Source organism: Leifsonia poae (assembly GCF_027921845.1).
GTDB classification, from domain to species: Bacteria; Actinomycetota; Actinomycetes; order Actinomycetales; family Microbacteriaceae; genus Leifsonia; species Leifsonia poae.
In genome coordinates, this window is record NZ_BSEN01000001.1 from 457,083 (window position 1) to 479,732 (window position 22,650).

The following is a 22,650-nucleotide window of genomic DNA, read 5'->3' on the forward strand; positions in this document are numbered from 1 at the left end:
CGCACGCGGCGTGTTGGGACCCCTCGTTTTGAGCGTGGAGGCGGGGAGGGTGCGCGGAGGCGGAAAGGGCGTGGGACGGGGTGCAGGTGCGGGGCCCGAGGTGCAGGCAGCGCAGGCAGCGCAGGCGCAGGTCAGCCGCGGGGCTGCCGCGTGACGGCGCCGATCCGCGGCAGGCGCGGCACATGGGCTTCGGCGCCCGCTTCCGGCGGCACCACGATCTCCTGCGCGGCGGCGACCGGCGTGCCCTCGGCGTCGACCGTGAGGGTGGCCGCAGCATCCGTCGACCGCTTCACCACGGCGAGCGCGATCGGACCGAGCTCGTAGTGGAGCGCGGTCGACGTCACCACGCCGACCTCACGCCCCTCGAGAGACACGACGGCGCCACGAACCGGATGCACGCCCTCCGACCCGTCGAGGTGCAGCATCACGAGACGCCGCGGCGGGTGTCCCAGATTGTGCACCTTCGCCACGGTCTCCTGGCCGCGGTAGCAGCCCTTCGTGAGGTGCACGGCCGTGCGCAGCCAGTCCAGCTCGTGCGGGATCGTCTTCTCGTCGACCTCGGTGGCGAACCGGGGGCGCCAGGCCGCGATCCGCAGCGCCTCGAGCGCCAGCAGTCCGGCAGCCGGGAACTCGCCCGACGTGACGCGCGTGACGATCGACGGCAGCGCATCCCGTGGCACCAGCCGCTCGCTGTACGACCAATCGGCGCCGGGATGCTCGCCCTGGGCGTACTGGTGGCCACCGGGTGTCACGGCATGCCAGGGGTCGTGCCAGATCAGCGGCACGCCGTTGGGCGCCGCGATGGGAAGGGCGGGATCGCCGAGGGTTCCGATGGTGGCGAGGTCCGCCGAGCGGTCGGCGAGCTCGACGCGGAGCATGAAGCGCATCCGGTCGAGCCAGGCGAGCAGTCCCTCCGCCTCGTCGCGCTCGACGAGCATCCAGAGGGTCTCGCCGTCGTCGACGAGCCGCACCGCGTACTCCAGCCGGCCGGTCACATCGAGCAGCAGGGTTTCCGACGACTCCCCCGGCTGGAGCCCGAGCAGGCTCTGGCTGGTGAGCGAGTTCAGCCAGCCGAGCCGGTCGGGGCCGGTGATCGTGAGCACGGAGCGGTCGGAGAGGTCGACGATCGCGCGCCCTTCGGCCAGTGCGCGCTGCTCGCCGAGCGGGTTGCCGTAGTGCGCGGGGATGCCGGCATCGTGACCCGAGCCGGCAGGAGCGCCGTCGGGTGTGTCGGCAGTGCTGGCGCTGGCGTGCATCCCGGCCGTGTCGACGGCACCGGGGAGGGAGAGGAACGGCGAAGCGGTGGAGTCCATCACTCGGCCTTGGCGAGCCGGGCGGACGCGTGCGTGCGCAGCTCCTGGCCGAGCGCGGCGATGTCCCAGGCCCAGAGCAGGTGGTTCTCGACGAGCCCGTAGAGGCGGGTGGCGGCCGTGTACTCCTTGGCGCCCGCGGTGCGGACCACGGCATCCGTCGCCAGATCGATGCGGGGGCCGGCCACCTGTCCCAGGTAGAGCTCGCTCACGCCATCCGGATGGATGATCGAGACGTCGATGTCGAAGCCGCCGTGCGAGTTGCGCAGCGCCTCGACCGACTGGGCCGTCGTGAACGGCTGGGCGCCGATTCCGGGGAGCATGGCCGGTCCGGCGTCCCCCTCGATGAGCGTGCGACTGAGGCGCCAGTACCCGGTCTCCGCCGCCAGCGGCGTGTGGTTCTCGTCGAGGACCCAGGACGTGGCCGAGTAGTTGAGGTAGGGCTGACCGTCGTGGCTGAAGCTGATGCGCTGACCGAACTCCAGTTCGGTGTGGGCCTCATCGACGGCGTAGTCGAGCACACCCGTGCCCTCCCACACCCCCAGCAACCAGGAGAGCGGGACCAGTTCGGCGGGAAGGTCGGTCGGGATCTCGATCATGGATCGTGACGCTCCTAGCGCTGACCCCGGAACAGGTTGTAGACGACCACCACGGAGACGCCCGCGATGGCGAGGGAGGCCAGACCCAGGAGTCCGACGAAGAAGAGTTCGAGGGCAACCAGCATGCTGACGAGTCTACCTACTGTGCGGAGTGCTTCGAATACTGCGACGCCTACTGCGACGCCGCGACGATCGCCAGGATGCCACCGGTCACCCCGAGAACGATGAAGGCCCCCGTCACACTCGCCGCCAGCCGGTCGACGAAGCCGTCCTTCTGCTGGGTGGCGAGCTGCGCCACCAGGGCGCCCAGCACGCAGGCCGCGAGCGCCAGCGAGAGCCAGGTCGCGTACTGATCGACGTGCGACACCGATGCGATGATCACGGCGAACACGAGGGAGAGGAGCCAGATGGCCCCGATGCTGCCGAAGCGCGCGCCACGGGACAGGCGAGGCTGGTCGCCGGATACGGGTGTCGTTTCGCTCACCCCTCCATTGTGCCCCGGATCGCATGCGGGAAAGCGGCGAATGCATTTCCGGTAGCATTGCCGCACAGCACGTTCAGGAGGCTTGAGTGGCGCAGTTGTTGATCCTCACCTCTGCGCCAGACGCGGAGGTGCTGCCGTCGCTCGCCCTGCTGAGCCATCGCACCCGCCAGATCCCCGCGGAGCCCGCAGCGCTCGTCAACGCCCCGAGCTGCGACCTGATCTTCGTGGATGCGCGTCGCGACCTCGCGAGCGCCAAATCCCTCTGCAAGATCCTCACGACCACCGGCATCACGGTGCCGCTGCTCCTCGTTCTCACCGAGGGCGGCCTCACCGCCGTCAGCGCCGACTGGGGCGTCAACGACGTCGTGCTCGAGACCGCGGGGCCGGCCGAGGTGGATGCGCGCATCCGGCTCGCGATCGGGCGGCAGACGCAGGAGCACTCGCAGACGAAGATCCAGGCATCCGGCGTCACCATCGACGAGGCCAGCTATTCGGCGAAGGCGCACGGCCGGCAGCTCGACCTCACCTTCAAGGAGTTCGAGCTCCTGCGCTTCTTCGCCACGCATCCGTCCCGGGTGTTCACCCGGGAGCAGCTGCTCAGCGAGGTGTGGGGCTACGACTACTTCGGCGGCACGCGCACCGTCGACGTGCATGTGCGGCGGTTGCGGGCGAAGCTCGGCGACCTCGAGTCGCTGATCGGTACGGTCCGCAACGTCGGCTACCGCTTCAACGTGTACGAAGAAGACAATGAGCGACTCCCTTCGCCTCTTCGTCCCTGACTTCGCCGATCCCGTTCAGCGCGCTGCGTTCTTCGACGTCGCAGCGGCCGCCATCGACGTCGACGGCTACGACCCGTTCAACGAGCAGTCCCGGCTCGACGTCGAATCGGGCCGCCGTTCGCCCGTGATCGTCAGGCTCTGGCCGGGCGACTCGGAGCTGCCCCTCGACCGGCCGGTCGGTGCCGCCATCCTCGGACGCGGCGAGCTCGACTTCGTCATCGATCCTCTGTTCCGCGGCAAGGGTTATGGAGAGCAGGCGCTCCGCGGTCTCCTCGCCACCGCCCGGGGCACCCTCAGCGCGTGGTCGCACGGCGACCATCCGGCGGCGAGGCGGCTGGCGGAACGGCACGGCTTCGTGCTGGACCGCACGCTGCTGCACCTCGTGGCACCGGTGCCAGGAGCGGCGGCGGGGTCGGGAGACGCGGCCGGGCCTGGCGACGCGGGGCCGGGCGCGGCGGGGCTGCACATCCCTCTCCTGCCCGCGGGGTTCACCCTCGAGCCGATGCGCGTCGGACCCGACGACGAGGAGTGGGTAGCCCTCAACGCGCGCATCTTCGACCAGCATCCGGAACAGGGGCGCCTCACACTCGGCGATCTGCACGCCCGCCAGGCGGAGCCCTGGTTCGACGCCGGCGATGTGCTCCTGCTGCGGGATGCGTCGGGTCGACTCGCCGGGTACGACTGGGTGAAGGTGGAGGCGCCGGGCGCTGGAGCGGATGCCGGGTCGGATGCCGGGTCGGATGGCGGGTCTCTCGAGGGTGAGATCTACGTGCTCGGCGTGGATGCGGCACTCGCCGGGCACGGACTCGGGCGTCACCTCTTGTATGCCGGACTGACGCGCCTCGCCGACCGGGGATGCACGACGGCCGGTCTCTACGTCGAGGCGGACAACGTGGCCGCGGTGCAGCTGTACCGTTCGGCCGGGTTCGTGGAGAAGACCGTCGACGTTCAGTATCGCCGCGCTGTCGACTCTGGTGAGGCGAAGTCCGGCTGGTGACGGGCTCGGTCGCGGCAACCTCGTATCGCACTCACTGGCAACACGCGCTGATGTCGCTCGTCACAGCGGCTGGCAGGGGCACCGGCACCCCCACCACGCGCGCCACCGGCACCTGCATCGGCATCGGAACCGGCACCGGCACCGGCACCGGCACCGGCACCGAGCGTCCTCCACAGGCTGGTCGACTCGATAGTTATCCACAGAAAATAACCTGGTCAGAGGCCTAAAATCTTCGAGTGAATGTCGGTGGTCCGTGGTTCGATGGAGTCATGTCCAGCAACCCGGTCTCCGCACTCGGCGCTCTCGTCGAGCAGATCGGCGACGCGACGCGGTTGCGCAGGGACGAACTGCTGAACGCGACGACGACGCTCGCCGACATGCAAGCGGTGCTGGATGCTCTCAAGGTCCGCGTCGCCGGAGAGCTGGTTCACCGATCCATGGAACTCGGTGACGGCAATCCGGTGACGGCCAGTGGGCACGGCAGCGCCGCCGCGCTGCTGGCGGAGCGGTGGCGCATCCCGATCGGTGCAGCACGTCAGCTGTGCCGGGTCGGGGACTCGACCCGCGGGCGACTGAGTCTCCTCGGGGAACGGCTGCCGGCCACATACCCGTTTCTCGCCGCCGCGCTCGACGCCCACGCGGACGCGATCGCCGACGCGGCTGCACACGACGCGGCTGCAGACGACGCGGCTACTGACGACGCGATGGCGTTGCCCAGCGAGTTCGAGCGCCTCGGCCGGGTCAGCGTCGATCAGGCGGCGGTGATCGTTCGCGAGCTCGATAAGGCGGCGCCGGGCTGCGACATCGACGCCCTCTCCGCGGGGGAACGACTTCTCGTCGAGCACGCGCCCGATCTGACCGTCGAAGAGGTGCGGGTTCTCGCCGGCCACGTGCGCGACCGGCTCGATGACGACGGCATCGAGCCCCGTGAGCAACTGCAGCACCGCCGGCGCTCACTCACGATCCGCACCACGCGCGAGGGCCTGACGCACATCGACTGGTACCTCGATCCGGAGTCCGCGGCCTACGTCGTCAGCGGCATCGACAGTCTCGTCGGCGCCCACCTGCGCACGGTCCGCTTCAGCGACACCGAGCCGGTCGGGGCGAACGGCAGCGGGGCCGACGGAATCGCCGAACCGCGCACGCTCGAACAGCTCCGGTCCGACGAGGCCACCGAGGTGTTCCGTCACATCGCGGGCTGCACGCAGCCGACGACGGCCGGGCGGCCGCCCGTCACGATCGTGGTGCGCATGAGCCTCGACGCGCTCACCAGCGGCGTCGGGCGAGGGGAGATCGACGGAGTCGAAGCTCCGCTGAGTGCATCCACCGTGCGGCGCATGGCCGCCGACGCGAACATCATCCCGGTCGTCCTCGGCGCAGAAGGCGATGTGCTCGATCTCGGTCGCGCACGACGGCTGTTCAGCCGCGCCCAGAAGCTCGCCCTGGCCGAACGCGACGGCGGGTGCGCCTGGGCCGGATGCCCGCATCCGCCCTCGTACACGGAAGCCCACCACATCCGCTGGTGGAACGCGCACGGCGGAACGACCGATCTCGACAACGGCGTCCTCCTGTGCAGCCGGCATCATCACCGCATCCACGACGACGAATGGCAGATCGAGGTGCGCGACCGCGTGCCCTACTTCATCCCGCCGCCCCACGTCGACCCGCGCCGCCGGGCACGACGAGGGGGACGCATCGCGCTCCCGGATCGCGTCGCCTCCTGACCACGCGGGGTGATCCTCCACGCATCCACACCCGAGCTGTCACGCCTGCGCGTCGGGCGTCGGGCGGCGGGCGCCCGGCGCCGGGGTCAGGCCCGACCCGCGCCCTCCGGCCACAAGGGCGACCATCGCACCCCGGGCAGCGCTCCCTGGCCACCCCTCGCCGGTGCCCGCGCGCACGCCGCCGCCCACGCCGCCACGCCCGGCCGGCACGCCGGGTTTCCCCACAGTTAACCTGGGGCGCTGCCCCTACCTCGCGCCGGGTGCAATGATGTTGGAATGGACGGCGAGAACACACTCCTTGACACGGGACTGAGCGGAAGCTTCGGCAGTGACTTCGACGACGACTTCGCGCCGTTCGTCTACGAACCCGACCCCACGCTTCCGGAGAACCGTTACCTCGACCGCGAGGTCAGCTGGCTGGCGTTCAACCAGCGGGTGCTGGAACTGGCGGAAGACCCGAGCCTCCCGGTGCTCGAGCGCGCGAACTTCCTCGCGATCTTCGCGACGAACCTCGACGAGTTCTTCATGGTGCGCGTCGCGGGCCTCAAGCGCCGCATCGCGACGGGATTGGCGGTGCCGACGAATGTGGGCCGCGCGCCGGTCGATGTACTGGCGGACATCTCGGAGAAGGCGCACGAGCTGCAGGCACGCCACGCGAAGGTGTACCGCGACCAGGTGCTCCCCGCCCTCGAGGAGGCCGGCATCACGGTGGCGGTCTGGTCCGAGCTGGACGAGGCGGACCGCGCACAGATGCGCGAGGTGTTCTCGCAGCAGATCTTCCCGGTGCTGATGCCCTTGGCGGTGGACCCGGCGCACCCGTTCCCCTACATCTCGGGCCTGTCGCTCAACCTCTCGGTGCGGGTGCGCAACTCCCGCACGGGCAAGGAGCAGTTCGCCCGCCTGAAGGTGCCGCAGATGCTGCCGCGGTTCGTCCGCATCGACCAGCGCGAGACGGTCGACCAGATGCGGTTCATCCCGCTCGAAGACCTCATCGCGAACCACCTCGGCGACCTGTTCCCGGGGATGGAGATCCTCGACCACCATGTGTTCCGCGTGACGCGCAACGAAGACGTGGAGGTCGACGAGGACGAGACGGAGAACCTGATCCAAGCGCTGGAGCGTGAGCTGCTGCGCCGCCGGTTCGGTCCGCCGATCCGCCTCGAGGTGACCGACGATATGGACGACGTGACGCTCGGTCTGCTGGTGCGCGAGCTCGATGTGACGGAGCAGGAGGTCTATCGCCTGCCGTCGCCGCTCGACCTGGGCGGCCTGTTCGACCTGGCGAAGATCGACCGGCCCGACCTGCACTACCCGAACCACGTGCCGACGACGGCGCCGCAGCTGATGCCGAGCGAGCCGAACGCGAAGCCGGATGTGTTCTCGGCGGTGGCCCGTCAGGACATCCTGCTCCACCACCCGTACGAGTCGTTCGCGACGAGTGTGCAGGCGTTCCTGGAGCAGGCGGCGGCGGACCCGCACGTGCTCGCGATCAAGCAGACGCTGTACCGCACGTCGGGCGACAGCCCGATCGTGGAAGCGCTGATCGACGCGGCGGAGTCTGGCAAGCAGGTGCTGGCGCTGGTGGAGATCAAGGCGCGCTTCGACGAGCAGAACAACATCTCGTGGGCGCGCAAGCTCGAGAAGGCGGGGGTGCACGTGGTCTACGGGCTCGTGGGCCTGAAGACGCACTGCAAGCTGGCGCTGGTGGTGCGCGAGGAGAAGGGCGTCCTCCGGCATTACAGCCACATCGGCACGGGAAACTACAATCCGAAGACGTCGCGCATCTACGAAGACCTGGGGCTGCTGACGGCGGACGACCAGGTGGGCAAAGACCTGACGCGTCTGTTCAACGAGCTCTCGGGCTACGCGATCGAGAAGAAGTTCAAGCGGCTGCTGGTCGCCCCGCTGCACCTGCGCAAGGGACTGCTCAAGCGCATCCAGACGGAGACGGCGAATGCGGCGGCGGGCAAGCCGTCGGGCATCCGGATCAAGCTGAACTCGATCGTGGACGAGGCGATCATCGACGCACTGTACCGGGCGAGCGAGGCGGGCGTGCCTGTCGACCTCTGGGTGCGCGGGATCTGCGGTCTGCGTCCTGGCGAGCCGGGACTGTCGTCGAACATCCGGGTGCGCTCGATCCTGGGCCGCTACCTGGAGCACTCGCGGATCTTCTCGTTCGTGAACGACGGCGACCCGCAGGTGTACATCGGCAGCGCGGACATGATGCACCGCAACCTCGACCGTCGCGTGGAGGCGCTGGTGCGGCTCACGGATCCGGATCACCTGCGCGAGCTCGACGCCCTGTTCGACCGCGCGTTCGACGAGCGCACGTCGGCGTGGACGCTCGAGTCCTCTGGGGTCTGGACGCGTCACCACCTCGACGAGAACGGCAAACCGCTCGACGACCTTCAGACGAAGCTGATCCAGCAGCTCGGCCACCGTCCCCGTTCGACCCGCACGGGAACCAGGCGGTGAGCTCGGCCATCTACGCCGCGGGCGCCGTGTGCTGGCGCATCGTGGACGACAAGGTCGTCGTTCTCGTGGTGCACCGCACGAAGTACGGCGACGTGACGATCCCCAAGGGAAAGGTCGATCCCGGAGAGACGCTGCCGCAGACGGCGGTGCGCGAGATCGAGGAGGAGACGGGCCTGTCGGTCGCCCTCGGCGTGCCGCTCGGGGTGTCGACGTATCCGCTCAGCAGTGGTCGCGACAAGATCGTGCACTACTGGGCGGCGGAGGTCAGCGACAAGGCGATCGCGCACTCGACGTTCGTGCCGAACGGTGAGATCGCGGCGATCGAATGGGTGACGGTGAAGAAGGCCAGGGGCTACCTGACCTACGAACGGGATGTGGAGATCCTCGACGAGTTCGCGCGCTTGCTGCGACAGGGGATCACGTCGACGTTCGCACTGATCGCACTGCGCCACGGCAAGGCGGTCCCGCGGGGCGACTGGAACGGCAGTGATGCGTCCCGGCCGCTGACGGACCGCGGGGTGAAGCAGGCGTTCAGCAATGTGCCGACGCTCCTGGCCTGGCAGCCGCGCCGCATCGTGACGAGCGACGCGGTGCGCTGCGTGGGCACGGTGGCGCCGATCGCGGCGGCGACGGGGATCAAGCCGCACAAGGATCACGGCATCAGTCAGGAAGCGTACGAGGAGGGGCAGGACACGGCGCGCGAGATCGTCGGCAAGCGCATCCGCTCCCGCAAGACGGCGGTGCTCTGCAGCCACGGCCCGGTGCTCCCCGAGATCATGCGCGAGATCGCGCTGGCGACGGGGACGATGCCCGGGGCGTACCTCAACGAGGCGGCCGACCTCGACACGGGCGGATTCTCGGTGGTGCACCTCTCGGTGACGAACCCGAGCTCGGGCATCATCTCGATCGAGACGTACTCGCCGATCGCCTGACGCCGGATGGCGGCCCGCGTCGGATGTCCGCCGCACGTGAGAGTCTGGACGGGTGCCTTCCGCCGACCCGTCCTGGAAAGACACGCTCGCCGGCCTCTCGCGCCCGGACCCTTCCGGGCCGCAGACGGGAGGCGGCCGCGTGGCGTTGCACTTCGACGTGCGGCAGCGCACCCGCAAGCCCAGTGAACGGTGGCAGCACTCGGCGCCGACGACGGTGACGGCGACGCCGGGCTCGACGGAGCCGCTCGTGCTCGCGGTCCGTCCGGCGGTGCTCGGGAGCTCCGGGCGCTGGACGACGTCGGGGATCGGCTGGGGGACGCTGCAGTTCCACGTGCACCGGCTGTCGATCGACCGACGCCAGACGGCGTGGTTCAGCCAGCTCGCCGCGCTCCGGCCGTCGACGCCTCCCGGCTACGCGCAGGACAGGGACCGCATCCTGCTCGACGACTACGAGAGCCCGCTGCTCTGGAACCTCCTCGCCGAGGCCGGCGCGGCCGGCGTCGAGCTCGTCACGAGCAAGGCGAACGGCATGGTGCGGGTCGCGGGCGACGGCTCGATCTCCCTCGACGCCACGCGCACGACGGATGGCGGCGTGCAGCTGTCGACGGCGGCGACGATCGACGGGCACGTGCATCCGGTCGATCGGGTGGGACGCATCGCGGACCACGGGCTGTACGCGGTCGAGTGGGAGGGATCGCCGTCGTCGCCGCCGTCGATCGTGCTCGCCCCGGTCGCCGGCGGGCTCACGATCGAGCAGCAGCGGCTCCTCGATCGGCGGTCCATCAGCATCCCGGCGGCCGGCGTCGCGGAGTTCTTCTCGGATGCCTACCCCCGGCTCCGGCAGACGGTGCGGATCGCGAGCCCGGATGGTTCGGTCGCGTTCCCGGCGATCGCTCCGCCCAGGCTGACCCTGGTCGTGCAGCACCGCGCGGGCCAGAGCGTCGAACTCAGCTGGGAGTGGGTCTACCGCACGGGCAGGTCGACCTCGCGTCGCCCGGTCGGGACGCCCGATGGGGCGGAGACCTTCCACGACGAGGTCGCCGAGGCCGAGGTGCTCGCGACGGCGGCGGCAGTGGTGCCTGGCCCGCTGGTGCCCGGCACGCCGGACACGCTCCGCGGTCTCGACGCGGCGGCGTTCACGGAGCACGTGCTGCCCGAGCTGGTGCGGCTGCGCGAACTCACGGTCGAGGAACGCGGCCACCGGCCGGACTACCGCGAACTCGACGGAGTGCCGGAGCTCACGATCACCGCGAAGGAGAGCGAGCGCACGGACTGGTTCGACCTCGGCGTGGTGGTGACGGTGGAGGGGCGGACGATTCCGTTCACTCCCCTGTTCCGCGCGCTCTCCCGCGGCGCGAAGAAGGTGCTGCTCGTCGACAACTCGTACCTCACGCTCGATCGCCCGGTCTTCCAGAGTCTGCGCGAGCTCATCGACGACGCGGCGACGTTCCCCGAATGGGAGACGGGCGAACTCCGGCTCAGCCGTTCTCAGGCCGCGGTGTGGAGCGAGTTCGAGGAGCTCGCCGACGAGACGGAGCAGGACCCGCGCTGGCGCACCGCGGTGGAGGGGCTGCTGGCGTTCGCCGCGCAGGATGGCTCCGGAACGCCCGAGGTGGTGCGCGCGGTACCGCTCCCGCCCGTGCAGGCGACGCTCCGTCCGTACCAGGAGACCGGCTACCGCTGGCTGCACTTCCTCTGGAGCCAGGGACTGGGCGGCATCCTCGCCGACGACATGGGGCTCGGCAAGACGCTGCAGACGCTGGCGCTGATCGCCCGCGCGAAGGAAGAGGCAGAAGCCGCGGGCACCGCACTCACGACCCCGTTCCTGGTCGTGGCACCCGCCTCCGTGGTGTCGAACTGGGTGAGCGAGGCGGCCCGCTTTGCTCCGCAGCTGTCCGTGGTGACGGTGTCGGGTCGCGAGAAGGCGGGGCGCACCCTCGCGACCGCAGCCGCCGGAGCCGACATGGTCGTCGTGTCGTACGCGGTGTTCCGGCTCGACTTCGACCGGTTCCGCGCCCTGCGCTGGTCCGGCCTGATCCTCGACGAGGCGCAGTTCGTCAAGAACCGCACGTCGCGCATCCATCGCTGCGCGCGCGACCTGGATGCCCCGTTCAAGCTCGCGATCACGGGGACGCCGCTCGAGAACGACCTGCTCGAGCTGTGGGCGCTGCTCGCGATCGTCGCGCCGGGGCTGCTCCCGCCGGTCCACCGGTTCGCACTGCACTACGCCCGGCCGATCGAGGCCGCCGACGAGGTGGCCGAACGACGCCTCGCGACGCTGCGGCGCCGCATCCGGCCGCTGATGCTGCGCCGCACCAAAGACGACGTCGCGCCCGAACTGCCCGAGAAGCAGGAGCAGACCCTGTCGGTCGAGCTCGCGCCCGCGCACCGGCGCCTCTACGACGCGTACCTGCAGCGGGAACGCCAGAAGATCCTCGACCTGGTCGACGATCTCGACCGCCAGCGGTTCAACGTGCTGCGCTCACTCACCCTGCTCCGGCGGCTCAGCCTCGATGCGTCGCTCATCGACACGGTCGACGACGAGGGGCGGCCCCACGGCGAGTTCGCGCACGTTCCGTCGAGCAAGATCGACGCCCTGCTCGAGCAGCTCGACGACGTGCTGGCCGAGGGACACCGGGCGCTGGTCTTCAGTCAGTTCACGACCTATCTCGCGAAGGTCTCGGAACGACTGACCGAGCACGGCATCGACCACGTGTACCTCGACGGCTCGACGCGTCGCCGCGCGGAGGTGATCGACGGCTTCCGGGATGGCGAGGCGCCCGTGTTCCTGATCAGCCTGCGCGCGGGCGGCTTCGGCCTCAACCTGGTCGAGGCCGACTACGTGTTCCTGCTCGATCCCTGGTGGAATCCGGCTGTGGAGAACCAGGCGGTCGACCGCGCGCACCGCATCGGCCAGACGAAGCGCGTGATGGTCTACCGGCTCGTGGCCGCAGGCACCATCGAAGAGAAGGTGATGGAGCTCAAGGCGAAGAAGTCCCGGCTGTTCGATGCGGTGCTCGACGACGGCGAGATGTTCGACGCGGCGTTGACGGCGGACGACATCCGGGAGCTGCTCGACGACGGGACCGCCAGGTTGCCGCGCGCACGGCCAAGGCCGCCGCGGGATCGCGAGGCCGCGGAGTCCGCGAATACCCTGAACGCCGGCACAGAAGGCACCCAAGAGCACACGTCTCGTTAACCTTCCGTTTACCAGTGCGGGGGACTCTGGTCAGACACCGGGAATAGCGTCACACGCGGGTCGCACCGACCCCGTCCTGTTGTTACTGATCCCCGGAAGGGACAACTGTGAAACTCAAGCGTCTTGGCGCTCCTCTGGCCATCCTGGCCGCTGCCGCCATCTCCCTCACGGCCTGTGCGTCGAACGAGGGCAGCACCCCGGCGACCACCTCGGCCGCCCCGTCGAACCTCTCTGGCACGTTGAACGGCATCGGCTCGTCCGCCCAGGGCACCGCGCAGACCACCTGGATCGCCGGCTTCCAGCAGGACAACCCCAAGGTCACCATCAACTACGACCCGCAGGGTTCCGGCGCCGGCCGCACCAGCTTCATCTCGGGTGCCGCCGACTACGCAGGCTCCGACGCCGCACTCAAGGACGCCGAGCTGGCCAGCACCTTCGCCGGCTGCGCCGCGGGCTCCAAGGGCATCGACCTCCCCGTCTACATCTCCCCGATCGCCGTCGCGTACAACGTCGACGGCCTGAAGGACCTCAAGCTCGACGCCGCGACCATCGCCGGCATCTTCTCGGGCGCCATCAAGACCTGGAACGACCCGAAGATCGCGGCTCTGAACTCCGGCGCCACGCTCCCCTCGGCGAACATCACGGTCGTGCACCGCTCCGACGACTCGGGCACCACGCAGAACTTCACCGACTACCTCGCGGCCAACGCCCCCGAGGTGTGGACGAAGCCGGCTGGGCAGACGTTCCCGTTCCAGGTCGGTGACGCCGCCAAGGGCACCTCGGGTGTCGCGGACGCCACGAAGAACGCCAAGAACTCGATCACCTACATCGACGAGTCCGGTTCGGCCGGCCTCAGCATCGCGCAGCTCAAGGTGGGCGACAACTTCGAGAAGATCAGCGCCGACGGTGCTGCCGCTGTCGTCGCTGCGTCGCCGATCGCCTCGGGCCGCGAGGCCAACGACCTGGCCATCCAGATCAACCGCAAGGACACCACCAAGGGTGCCTGGCCGCTGGTCCTGGTCAGCTACGTGATCGCGTGCCAGGAGTACAAGGACTCGGCCAAGGCCGACCTCGTCAAGGGCTACGTCGACTACATCGTGAGCGACGCCGCCCAGAAGGCCGCCGCCGAGCAGGCCGGTTCCGCGCCGCTGTCGAGCGACCTCGCGAGCAAGGTCAGCAAGGCCGTCGCCACCATCAAGTAGTTCCGTCGCCGCTCGGCCTGGGCTGATAATGAGCCCGGGCCGAGCGGTGCTCCCGCACCACCCAGCAGCGCCCCCGCATCACCCCACCCGAACCCGACGAGAGAAACAGGAATGACCGCCGGAACAGCAGGTGCCATCAAGCCGAAGGCGAAGATCCGCCTCGGCGATCGTGTGTTCTCCTCCAGCACCGTCGTAGCGGGATCCCTGATCCTGGCCGTGCTCGCGGCCGTCGCGATCTTCCTCGTCGTCCAGAGCCTTCCCGCGATCTTCGCGAAGCCGGGGACCCTCCCCAACGACGCGACCAACTTCTGGACCTTCGTCTGGCCGCTCGTGTTCGGCACGATCTGGGCGGCCCTGCTCGCCCTGATCATCGCGACGCCGCTCTCGATCGGCATCGCGCTCTTCATCTCGCACTACGCACCGAGGCGCGTCGCTCAGACCCTCGGCTACATCATCGACCTCCTCGCCGCGGTGCCCTCGGTCGTCTTCGGCCTCTGGGGCATCGCGACGCTCGCCACCTTCGTGCAGCCGTTCTACGTGTGGCTCGGCGAGAACCTCGGCTGGATCCCGCTCTTCGCGCCGCCCATCTCCGGCACCGGCCGCACCATCCTCACCGCCGCGATCGTGCTCGCCGTGATGGTCATCCCGATCATGACGGCCATCTGCCGCGAGGTCTTCCTGCAGACGCCGCGTCTCCACGAGGAGGCGGCCCTCGCCCTCGGTGCCACCCGCTGGGAGATGGTCAGGATGGCCGTGCTGCCGTTCGCCCGCTCGGGCATCATCTCGGCCATCATGCTCGGCCTCGGCCGCGCGCTCGGCGAGACCCTCGCGATCGCGATGGTGCTCTCCCCGGCGCTCATCGTGAAGTTCGCGGTGCTGCAGGCGCAGAGTCCGAACACGATCGCGGCCAACATCGCGCTCCAGTTCCCCGAGGCCACCGGCGTCTCCGTGAACGCGCTGATCGCATCCGGTCTGGTGCTGTTCGTGGTGACGCTGCTCATCAACACGCTGGCCCGGTACATCGTCAACCGCCGCAAGGCATTCTCTGGAGCGAACTGATGACCACTGCGACGCTCAACCGGCCGATGACGAACTCGCTCACGGCCGGCAAGCTCCCCCGCGGTTCGGCGTGGATGATGCTGGTCGGCTCTTGGATCGTCTTCGGCGCGATCTTCGCGATCCTCGCGGCCAGCGGTGCGACGAAGGACTTCAACATCGTCGGCGCGATCTTCTTCGGCACCGTGCTGTTCGACGTGGTGATCTACCTCACGTCGCTGCTCGTCGAGGGCTCGCGCAAGGCGAAGGACCGCCTGGTCACCTCCCTGGTGGCCACGGCGTTCATCATCGCGCTCCTCCCTCTCATCTCGCTCGGCTGGACGGTCATCGTCAGCGGCCTCGCCCGTTTCGACCTGCAGTTCTTCTCGGAGTCGATGCGAAACGTGATCGGCGATGGCGGCGGCGCGCTGCACGCGATCGTCGGCACCCTGCTGATCACGCTCATGGCGGCGCTGATCTCGGTGCCGATCGGTCTGCTCACGTCGATCTACCTGGTCGAGTACGGCCGCGGGATGCTCGCCCGGGGCATCACCTTCTTCGTCGACGTCATGACGGGCATCCCGTCGATCGTCGCCGGCCTCTTCGCCTACGCGCTGTTCGCCCTGTTCTTCGGACCGGGCGTGCGCAGCGGCTTCATGGGGTCGATCGCCCTCTCGGTGCTGATGATCCCCGTCGTCGTGCGCTCGAGCGAGGAGATCCTGCGGCTCGTGCCGAACGAGCTGCGCGAGGCGTCCTACGCACTCGGCGTGCCGAAGTGGCTCACGGTGCTCAAGATCGTGCTCCCGACCTCCCTCGCCGGTCTGACCACGGGCATCATGCTCTCGATCGCCCGCGTGATCGGCGAGACGGCCCCGCTGCTGATCGTCGCCGGCTTCACGACGAGCATGAACTACGACCTGTTCAACGACCGGATGATGACCCTTCCGGTGTTCGTGTACACGCAGTACACGCAGGCGGCCGGCCTGCACGCGCAGGCGTCCATCGACCGGGCCTGGACCGGCGCGCTCGCCCTGATCATCATCGTGATGCTGCTGAACCTCGTCGCCCGCATCATCGCCAAAGCCTTCGCCCCCAAGTACGGCCGCTGAGCCGTCACCGACCCGACCCAAGGAACCCACACGTGTCCAAGCGCATCGAAGTCAACGACCTGAACGTCTACTACAGCAGCTTCCTGGCCGTCGAGGGCGTCTCCCTCACCATCGAGCCCCGCACCGTCACGGCCTTCATCGGCCCGTCGGGCTGCGGCAAGTCGACCTTCCTCCGCACCCTCAACCGGATGCACGAGGTGATCCCCGGCGCCCGCGTCGACGGCGAGGTCATGATCGACGGCAACAACCTCTACGGCCCCGGCGTCGACCCGGTGCTGGTGCGTCGCCAGGTGGGCATGGTCTTCCAGCGCCCCAACCCGTTCCCGACCATGTCGATCCGCGACAACGTGCTCGCGGGCGTCAAGCTCAACAACCGCCGGATGTCGAAGTCCGAGGCGGACGAGCTGGTCGAGTCGTCGCTGCGCGGCGCCAACCTCTGGAACGAGGTGAAGGACCGCCTCGCCCTGCCGGGATCCGGCCTGTCGGGCGGCCAGCAGCAGCGTCTCTGCATCGCGCGTGCGATCGCGGTCTCCCCCGATGTGCTGCTGATGGACGAGCCCTGCTCGGCCCTCGACCCGATCTCGACCCTCGCGATCGAGGACCTGATCGAGGAGCTCAAGAACGACTACACGATCGTGATCGTGACCCACAACATGCAGCAGGCGTCGCGCGTCTCGGACCGCACCGCGTTCTTCAACATCGCGGGCACCGGCAAGCCCGGCAAGCTCATCGAGTACAACGACACCAACATGATCTTCTCGAACCCGAGCGTGCAGGCCACGGAAGACTACGTCTCCGGCCGCTTCGGCTGAACCTGCTCAGCGGGCCGGCTTCATACAATCGAGTCCGAACTTGTTGCACCGAAACTCGGCGTTTCGCTGCAACAAGTTCGGACTCGATTGCGTGTGGGGCGTTCAGGAGGCGATGGCGACGATCGGCTTGGTCGTCGGCTGCTTCGAGCCTCCGGCGGGCTCGACGGTGACGCCGACGGCGTCGCCGGCCGACATGGTGCCGGCGAGCACACGCCACGTGGCGCCGGCCTCGGAGGCGGTCATCGTTCCCGCCGGGGTCGCCGTGCCGTCGCGGATGTACCAGAGCTCGTAGGTCTTGTCGTTCGGAAGCGCGGGCAGGTCCTTCGCGACGAGCGCCGACTTGCCCAGTTCGCCCGACCACACGAGGGTGGCCGTTCCGCCGCCCTCGACCGGCGCAGTCGCGCGCTGGACGTCCGGTGCGGCGTTGATGCTGGCGAGGGCTGTTGCCTGCTGCACCTGGAACGAGTTGCCCGCTCCGATGCTGTTACCGAGGAACACGCCCCCGACGAAGAGCAGCACGGCGGCCGCCGCGGCGGAGACGATCGCGACCGGACGCGTGAACCAGCGCGCGCGGGCGCTGGCCTCGGCGCGCGTCTCTGTGCCTGTGCCGGTCTCTGTGCGCGTCTCTGTGCGTGTCTCTGCGCGCGTGTCAGTGAGAGGCGCGACGGATGGGGCCGCATCCGGGGTCTCGACGGCCGGCTGGGCCGCATCCGGGGTCGCGGGGAGTTGCGGGGTGGACGCGAGCTTGGCGAAGAGGTCCGCCTTGAGCGACGGCGGCGGGGCGACCGCATCGGCGGCGAGACCCAGCTGGGCCGCCACCGACTCGAACTCGAGAGCCTCGTCCGGCGTCTCGGCGCCGAGCTCGTAGCCCAGGCGCGCAGGGGTGTCCTGCCTGCCGTCGGTCATGGTGTCACCCCCAGTTCGTCTCGTAGCCGTATCATCGCATCGCGCAGCCGAGTTTTCGCTGTGCCGAGCGGGATCCCGAGGTGCTCGGCCACCTCGCTCTGACTGAGTCCGCCGTAGTACGCGAGCATCACGGCTTGGCGTTGGGCGTCCGACAGCTTGGCCATCGCCACCTCCACCCTTTCGTGCTCGACACGCACCTCGACGGTCTCCGCCACCTGGTCGTAGCCGACGGGGATGTCACGGATCCCGACGGCCGTATCCCGGTTCCTCGACGCCTGCGCGGCGCGGACCCGGTCGATCGCGCGGCGGTGGGCCATGGTCATGATCCACGTCAGCGCTCGACCTTTATTCGGATCGAACCGCGAAGCGGATTGCCAGATCTCGAGGAAGACCTCCTGGGCGACCTCCTCGGACTGCGACGGATCCACGAGAACCCGGCGGACGAGCCCGAGCACGCGCGGTGCGGTCTGGTCGTAGAGCTCGGAGAAGGCGGCCTGGTCTCCCGTGGCCGTGGAACGCAGGAGGTCGTCGAGAGTCACGGCTGCGGCGTCATCCACGTCGTTCCCGCTCTCTTCCGGCATAGTTCCAGCATCGCAGGTCCCCGCCGGCTCACGCGCGAACACCACGGCGTCGACAGTACCCTGACGATCCGGGAACGAGAAGCGCCGGGCCGCAGAACGCCTCTCGGCGCGAGGCCGCTCGGAGCGGCTAATTTTGGAGCCCGGGGTTACTGCGGCCCGGCACTGATCAAGTTTACCCGAGCATCCGGCCGGTGGTCACGGCGTGGCGTTCGCAGCGGGAGAACATCGCACGCGGTTCAGCCGGCCGGGGGTGTCAGCCGGGAGCGCTGGCCGAACCGGTCGGCGCACCTCAATGCGTGAAGGTCGACACGAGACCCTCGGTCGGCATCGGCGCCTCCAGACGGTCGAGGTACTCGACGGCGTCGCGGATGTCGAGCACGAGGGATTCGGCGAGGTTGCGACTGAGCCCGTTGCGCACGACGATGCGCTGCACCACGAGGCCGGCGAGATCGTCGGGCATGGGATAGGCCGGGATCAGCCAGCCCTTGAGCCGCAGCCGCTCGGAGAGGTGATAGAGGTTCCACTTGTCCGTGTAGCCCTTCCGCAGCTGCCACGCGAACACCGGGATGTCTCCCCCGTCGTTCCACAACTCGAACGCATCGATCTTCGCGATCTCGCCCGAAAGGTACAGCGCGACATCCTGACAGGCCTTCTGCACGCGGTAGTAGCCGTCCCAGCCCAGCCGGAGGAACAGGTAGTACTGCAGGAGCACCTGCGCACCGGGCCGCGAGAAGTTGAGCGCGAAGGTGGGCATGTGGCCGCCGAGGTAGGTGACGTCGAACACGAGGTCGGGGTCGAGGTCGGCGGCGGTGCGCCAGATGACCCAGCCCAGACCGGGATACACCAGCCCGTACTTGTGCGCCGAGGTGCTGATCGAGACGACCCGGTCGACGCGGAAGTCCCAGTGCAGCTCGGGCTGGAGGAAGGGGGCGATCATGCCGCCGGATGCTCCGTCGACGTGGATCTTGACATCCCAGCCGCTCTTCTCCTGGATGCGGTCGAGCGCTGCGGAGATCTCGGCGATGGGCTCGTACATGCCGGTGTAGGTGACGCCCATGATCCCGACGACGCCGATGGTGTTCTCGTCGACGTAGTTCTCGAGGTCGTGGCCGTCGAGGACCTTGTGCTCGAGGGAGATGGGGACGTAGCGGGCCTCGACATCCCAGTAGTTGCAGAACTTCTCCCAGCACACCTGCACGGCGCTGGAGAGGATCAGGTTGGGCTTGTCCGTCGGCTTGCCCTCCGCTCGGCGCGCCTTCTGCCACCGGCGCTTGAGCGAGAGACCGCCGAGCATGCACGCCTCGGACGAACCGATGGTCGAGGTGCCGAGGGCGTTCTCCGGGTCGGGCGCGTTCCAGAGACCTGCGAGCATCTTCCAGCAGCGCGTCTCGATGGCCGCCGTCTGCGGGTACTCGTCTTTGTCGATCATGTTCTTGTCGAGGGACTCGGCGTACAGCTTGGTCGCGTAGTCGTCCATCCATGTGCCCACGAAGGTCGCGAGGTTCAGGCGGGCGTTCCCGTCGAGCATCGACTCGTCGTGCACCACCTGGTACGCGGTCTCCGGGAGGGTCTCCCCCGGCGGCAGCGTGTTGAGCGGAAAGTCCGTGGACTCGCCCACGCGGGCGAAGAGCGGATTCAGCTGGTTGTGGTCGCCGATGCCGGTGAACGCGTGGACGGGCGTGCTGCTGGGGCGCGAAGAGGACGTGCCGGTCTGAGATTCGGGCGTGGTGGTCATGCCTCACACGCTAGGAACGGCCGCGGGCCACGGCGTCACCCCGGGAGGGTGATCTTGCGTGGGCGGGTGCGCTCGTGCGCGGCGGTGCGCGTGCGGGTGCGCGGGTGCGCCGTGCGCTGGCAGGTGCGCCCGGCCGGGTCAGTCGAGCGACTCGTGGCGCCACAGCCGCGCGCACGAGGTGAGCTCCTCGGCGGTGCGGGTGAAGCGGAGCGCACGTGTCGTCAGCTCGCTCGCACGTTCGGGAGCCGTCGCATCCTGATCGTCGGCGACGGATGCGCATCCGGCCGCCGTAACGCGGCAGAACGCGGCCGCCCGGTCGAGCGCGACGGCGAAGTCCCCCTCGAACAGTCCGCGAAGGATCCGGTCGGCGAGGTCGGTGATCTCGTCGGGGCCTGTCGGCGTCGATGCACCGGCCACCACGGGGTCGATGGTGGGGACGATCTCCGAACCGCGCTGGAAGAAGAAGGCGGTGCCGACCGGATCCTGCCGGATCAGCAACCGCAGCAGGTAGATGCGCCAGAGCGCCCCCGGAAGACTGCGTGCGTTGGACCGCGACCACAGCTCGGCGATGGCGTCGATGCCGTGGGCGTCGGTGAACTCGACGAGACGGTCGACGATCTGCGCATCCGGATCCGCGCGCACCCGGTTCAGCAGGGCGTGCGCCGTCTCGTGGGCGACCCGGCTGATCTGCGCCGGATCCTCGCCGCCCATGAAGGCCTCGAACATGCCGCTCGGGAACGTCGTCGGCTTGTGGAAGTGCTCCGTCATGGGCTCCATTCTCCGCCCGGTTGCGCCCCGAGCCGAAATCATTTCGCCGCACGCGGAACCCCCCACGGCGCGTTCGAAGGGCTCCGCGATTCACGCTAGATTAGAACCGTATGGGCCTGTAGCTCAGTTGGCAGAGCATCGGACTTTTAATCCGCGGGTCGTGGGTTCGAGCCCCACCGGGCCCACTTCACTTGTCTGTCCGCGGTTCCCCTGTCGATGAGCGCACTGGTCTGCCGGCGCGGAACGCCGCCACCGTCACGCCTGCGGTGAGGAGCACGCTGTATCCCCAGGCCGCGATGACGCACATCAGCTCGAACGAGCCTCCACGCCGGGGATTGCGCTCGCGGCGCCGATGGGTAGTGTTCGTCGGGAACCGGAACGCGACGATGGCGTCGGGCCGACGGCGGCGTGCCGACGATGCGCAGGGAGAGTGCGACATGAGCTCGATCGTGGTTCAGGAATTCATCACGCTCGACGGAGTCATCCAGGCCGGGGGCGGTCCGGATGAGGACCGCGAGGGCGGCTTCGAACTCGGCGGCTGGTCGATTGCGTACGACGAGGAGCACGACCCGTCCGGGGAGATCGGCGATTCGCTCGTGAAGGAGTGGGAGAGCCGCACGGAGGGGTTGCTGCTCGGACGCAAGACGTACGAGATCTGGGCCGGCGCCTGGGGCGTGTGGGACGAGAACGCTGACGGCGTGATGGGCGAGCTGACCCGCCGGTACAACCGCGTTCCGAAGTACGTGGCGTCGCGCACGCTCACGGAGGTTGGCTGGAAGAACACGCAGCTGCTGGGTCCGGATGTTCCGGAGGCGGTCCGGAAGCTGCGCGCGGAGCCGGGCGGGGAGATCCGGGTGTGGGGAAGCGCGGATCTGATCGCGACGCTGGCCGAGCACGATCTGGTCGACGAGTACCGACTGATGGTCTATCCGCTGGTGCTGGGCACGGGCAAGAAACTGTTCCGCGATGGTTTCCCGCGCACCCGTCTCGCGCTCGTGGAGAACCGCGCGCTCTCATCCGGGGTCGTGGTCAACGTCTATCGACGCGCGACGGACTGAGAAGCAGCCGGCTCGTCACCCGGCTCGGTGCGTCACCCGGGCTCAGTCGGGTCGCCGGGCCTAGGTGTACTCGCTCACTCGCTTCACGCGGGGCGCGCCCTCGAGCGCCTCTTCCCGCTCGGGACCCTCGTCGAGCACGAGGAGACCGGTGTTCGCGTTCGCGGTGTCGGTCAGTTTGGAGAGCCACTCGCGGCTCATGGCGGCGGGCCGGGGCCCGTCGAAGGTGAAGTGCAGCGGGATGGAGGCATCGAGCCAGATCGCGCTGCGGCCGTCGTCGAGGTCCTCCGGATGCTGCCACGTCATCGCGAAGCCCTCGCGTCGCCGCAACTTGGTGACGATCACGATCTGCAGGTGCGCGAGCAGACGGTCGGGAAACTCGATCGTCGCGCCGTCATAGGTCAGGGTGCCCATGTCCTCATCTCCTCTGTGGTCCGTGGGTCCGAGGGGATGGGGCTACGCCGCGAGCGAGGCTCGAGGCGACGTCCGGACAGATCCACCTACAGTGTGCGCGCTGACACTGTGAGAAGGGGCGTTTTTCCCAGAAATCTCTCGAACCAGGTTCCGCGGAGTTCAGCGGGCGAAGAGGCGCGCCCAGAAGCCGCGCCGGCGCTCGGGACGCGATTCGGGTTCACGGTCGGCCGGCACGAAGCCGACGATGCCGCAGCGCACGCAGTCGATGTAGTACTCGTGAACGGAGAGGTCGACGCCGACGTACGGGTTGCGGTGCAGGGTGGCTGCTCCCCCGCACTGCCGGCAGCGTGTGGTCGTGGGCGACGCATCCACGGTGGTGGTTCTCCCTCCGGGCGACGCGCAGGTTCTCGTCGCCTCTGGCAGGATACGCCGTGCCGACGGCGCAGCCCGGCAACCCGCAGCGCGACGGCGCAACCCGCAGCGCGACGGCGCACCCCGGAACCGTTGACACGAGGTTCGCGCATCCAGCACGCT

Annotated in this window: 20 protein-coding genes and 1 tRNA gene; 12 read left to right on the forward strand and 9 right to left on the reverse strand. The window is 69.0% G+C overall.

Annotation, left to right across the window (positions count from 1 at the left end; all coding sequences use genetic code 11):
* Positions 1 to 131 precede the first annotated feature (131 nt).
* The 3 genes from ygfZ to PKE84_RS02185 all read right to left on the reverse strand — a co-directional run bounded on the left by ygfZ (position 132) and on the right by PKE84_RS02185 (position 2,393).
* A complete protein-coding gene (ygfZ, locus tag PKE84_RS02175; RefSeq protein ID WP_271175548.1) occupies positions 132 to 1,313 on the reverse strand; it encodes a CAF17-like 4Fe-4S cluster assembly/insertion protein YgfZ in 1,182 nt (393 codons plus the stop codon).
* On the reverse strand, positions 1,313 to 1,909 hold the full coding sequence (locus PKE84_RS02180) for a nitrobindin family protein (protein WP_271175549.1): 597 nt from the start codon (positions 1,907 to 1,909) through the stop codon (positions 1,313 to 1,315). The genes ygfZ and PKE84_RS02180 overlap by 1 nt, the downstream gene beginning before the upstream one ends.
* A gap of 172 nt (positions 1,910 to 2,081) precedes the next feature.
* Entirely contained in the window at positions 2,082 to 2,393 is a 312-nt protein-coding gene (locus PKE84_RS02185) for a hypothetical protein (protein WP_271175550.1), read from the reverse strand.
* An 86-nt stretch (positions 2,394 to 2,479) separates the two neighbouring features.
* On the opposite strand from PKE84_RS02185, the gene PKE84_RS02190 reads away from it, so the two are divergent.
* From PKE84_RS02190 to pstB, 10 genes are all read left to right on the forward strand, one after another.
* Complete coding sequence (locus PKE84_RS02190; protein ID WP_271175551.1) at positions 2,480 to 3,172, forward strand: response regulator transcription factor; 693 nt, start codon at positions 2,480 to 2,482, stop codon at positions 3,170 to 3,172.
* Positions 3,141 to 4,169 (forward strand): GNAT family N-acetyltransferase, encoded by a 1,029-nt coding sequence (locus PKE84_RS02195; RefSeq protein ID WP_271175552.1) that lies wholly within the window; start codon positions 3,141 to 3,143, stop codon positions 4,167 to 4,169. Before PKE84_RS02190 ends, PKE84_RS02195 begins: the two co-directional genes overlap by 32 nt.
* 269 nt (positions 4,170 to 4,438) lie before the next feature.
* Positions 4,439 to 5,893, forward strand: coding sequence for an HNH endonuclease signature motif containing protein (locus tag PKE84_RS02200; RefSeq protein WP_271175553.1), 1,455 nt, complete (start codon positions 4,439 to 4,441; stop codon positions 5,891 to 5,893).
* 276 nt (positions 5,894 to 6,169) lie between these two features.
* Positions 6,170 to 8,368 (forward strand): RNA degradosome polyphosphate kinase, encoded by a 2,199-nt coding sequence (locus tag PKE84_RS02205; RefSeq protein WP_271175554.1) that lies wholly within the window; start codon positions 6,170 to 6,172, stop codon positions 8,366 to 8,368.
* Positions 8,365 to 9,300, forward strand: a complete 936-nt coding sequence (locus PKE84_RS02210) for an NUDIX hydrolase (protein WP_271175555.1) — start codon at positions 8,365 to 8,367, stop codon at positions 9,298 to 9,300. The genes PKE84_RS02205 and PKE84_RS02210 overlap by 4 nt, the downstream gene beginning before the upstream one ends.
* 52 nt (positions 9,301 to 9,352) lie before the next feature.
* Positions 9,353 to 12,499 carry a DEAD/DEAH box helicase gene (locus PKE84_RS02215; protein WP_271175556.1) on the forward strand — a complete coding sequence of 1,049 codons (3,147 nt, stop codon included), beginning with the start codon at positions 9,353 to 9,355 and terminating at the stop codon, positions 12,497 to 12,499.
* Positions 12,500 to 12,606: 107 nt separating this feature from the next.
* Positions 12,607 to 13,701, forward strand: coding sequence for a phosphate ABC transporter substrate-binding protein PstS (gene pstS / locus PKE84_RS02220; protein ID WP_271175557.1), 1,095 nt, complete (start codon positions 12,607 to 12,609; stop codon positions 13,699 to 13,701).
* 111 nt (positions 13,702 to 13,812) lie between these two features.
* Positions 13,813 to 14,760 carry a phosphate ABC transporter permease subunit PstC gene (pstC, locus tag PKE84_RS02225; protein ID WP_271175558.1) on the forward strand — a complete coding sequence of 316 codons (948 nt, stop codon included), beginning with the start codon at positions 13,813 to 13,815 and terminating at the stop codon, positions 14,758 to 14,760.
* The gene (gene pstA, locus PKE84_RS02230) at positions 14,760 to 15,845 is read left to right on the forward strand and encodes a phosphate ABC transporter permease PstA (protein WP_271175559.1); all 1,086 of its coding nucleotides are present in this window, start codon (positions 14,760 to 14,762) and stop codon (positions 15,843 to 15,845) included. Before pstC ends, pstA begins: the two co-directional genes overlap by 1 nt.
* Positions 15,846 to 15,877: 32 nt before the next feature.
* Positions 15,878 to 16,657 carry a phosphate ABC transporter ATP-binding protein PstB gene (gene pstB / locus PKE84_RS02235; RefSeq protein ID WP_271175560.1) on the forward strand — a complete coding sequence of 260 codons (780 nt, stop codon included), beginning with the start codon at positions 15,878 to 15,880 and terminating at the stop codon, positions 16,655 to 16,657.
* Between the two features lie 102 nt (positions 16,658 to 16,759).
* On the opposite strand, the gene PKE84_RS02240 is transcribed toward pstB, so the two are convergent.
* The 4 genes from PKE84_RS02240 to PKE84_RS02255 all read right to left on the reverse strand — a co-directional run bounded on the left by PKE84_RS02240 (position 16,760) and on the right by PKE84_RS02255 (position 20,647).
* Positions 16,760 to 17,563 (reverse strand): anti-sigma factor, encoded by an 804-nt coding sequence (locus PKE84_RS02240; protein WP_271175561.1) that lies wholly within the window; start codon positions 17,561 to 17,563, stop codon positions 16,760 to 16,762.
* Entirely contained in the window at positions 17,560 to 18,144 is a 585-nt protein-coding gene (locus tag PKE84_RS02245; RefSeq protein WP_271175562.1) for a sigma-70 family RNA polymerase sigma factor, read from the reverse strand. The genes PKE84_RS02240 and PKE84_RS02245 overlap by 4 nt, the downstream gene beginning before the upstream one ends.
* A gap of 289 nt (positions 18,145 to 18,433) precedes the next feature.
* Positions 18,434 to 19,879, reverse strand: coding sequence for a glutamate decarboxylase (gad, locus tag PKE84_RS02250; protein ID WP_271175563.1), 1,446 nt, complete (start codon positions 19,877 to 19,879; stop codon positions 18,434 to 18,436).
* 138 nt (positions 19,880 to 20,017) lie between these two features.
* Positions 20,018 to 20,647 carry a DNA-directed RNA polymerase subunit beta gene (locus PKE84_RS02255; RefSeq protein ID WP_271175564.1) on the reverse strand — a complete coding sequence of 210 codons (630 nt, stop codon included), beginning with the start codon at positions 20,645 to 20,647 and terminating at the stop codon, positions 20,018 to 20,020.
* Between the two features lie 112 nt (positions 20,648 to 20,759).
* On the opposite strand from PKE84_RS02255, the gene PKE84_RS02260 reads away from it, so the two are divergent.
* Positions 20,760 to 20,832: transfer RNA gene (locus PKE84_RS02260), tRNA-Lys, on the forward strand.
* 252 nt (positions 20,833 to 21,084) lie between these two features.
* Positions 21,085 to 21,705 (forward strand): dihydrofolate reductase family protein, encoded by a 621-nt coding sequence (locus PKE84_RS02265; protein ID WP_271175565.1) that lies wholly within the window; start codon positions 21,085 to 21,087, stop codon positions 21,703 to 21,705.
* Positions 21,706 to 21,765: 60 nt separating this feature from the next.
* Here PKE84_RS02265 and PKE84_RS02270 read toward each other — a convergent pair whose 3' ends face one another.
* Both PKE84_RS02270 and PKE84_RS02275 read right to left on the reverse strand, forming a co-directional pair.
* Positions 21,766 to 22,116: a DUF7882 family protein gene (locus tag PKE84_RS02270; RefSeq protein WP_271175566.1), complete on the reverse strand. Its 351-nt coding sequence runs from the start codon at positions 22,114 to 22,116 to the stop codon at positions 21,766 to 21,768.
* A gap of 159 nt (positions 22,117 to 22,275) precedes the next feature.
* The gene (locus PKE84_RS02275) at positions 22,276 to 22,488 is read right to left on the reverse strand and encodes a hypothetical protein (protein WP_271175567.1); all 213 of its coding nucleotides are present in this window, start codon (positions 22,486 to 22,488) and stop codon (positions 22,276 to 22,278) included.
* Between the last annotated feature and the right edge of the window lie 162 nt (positions 22,489 to 22,650).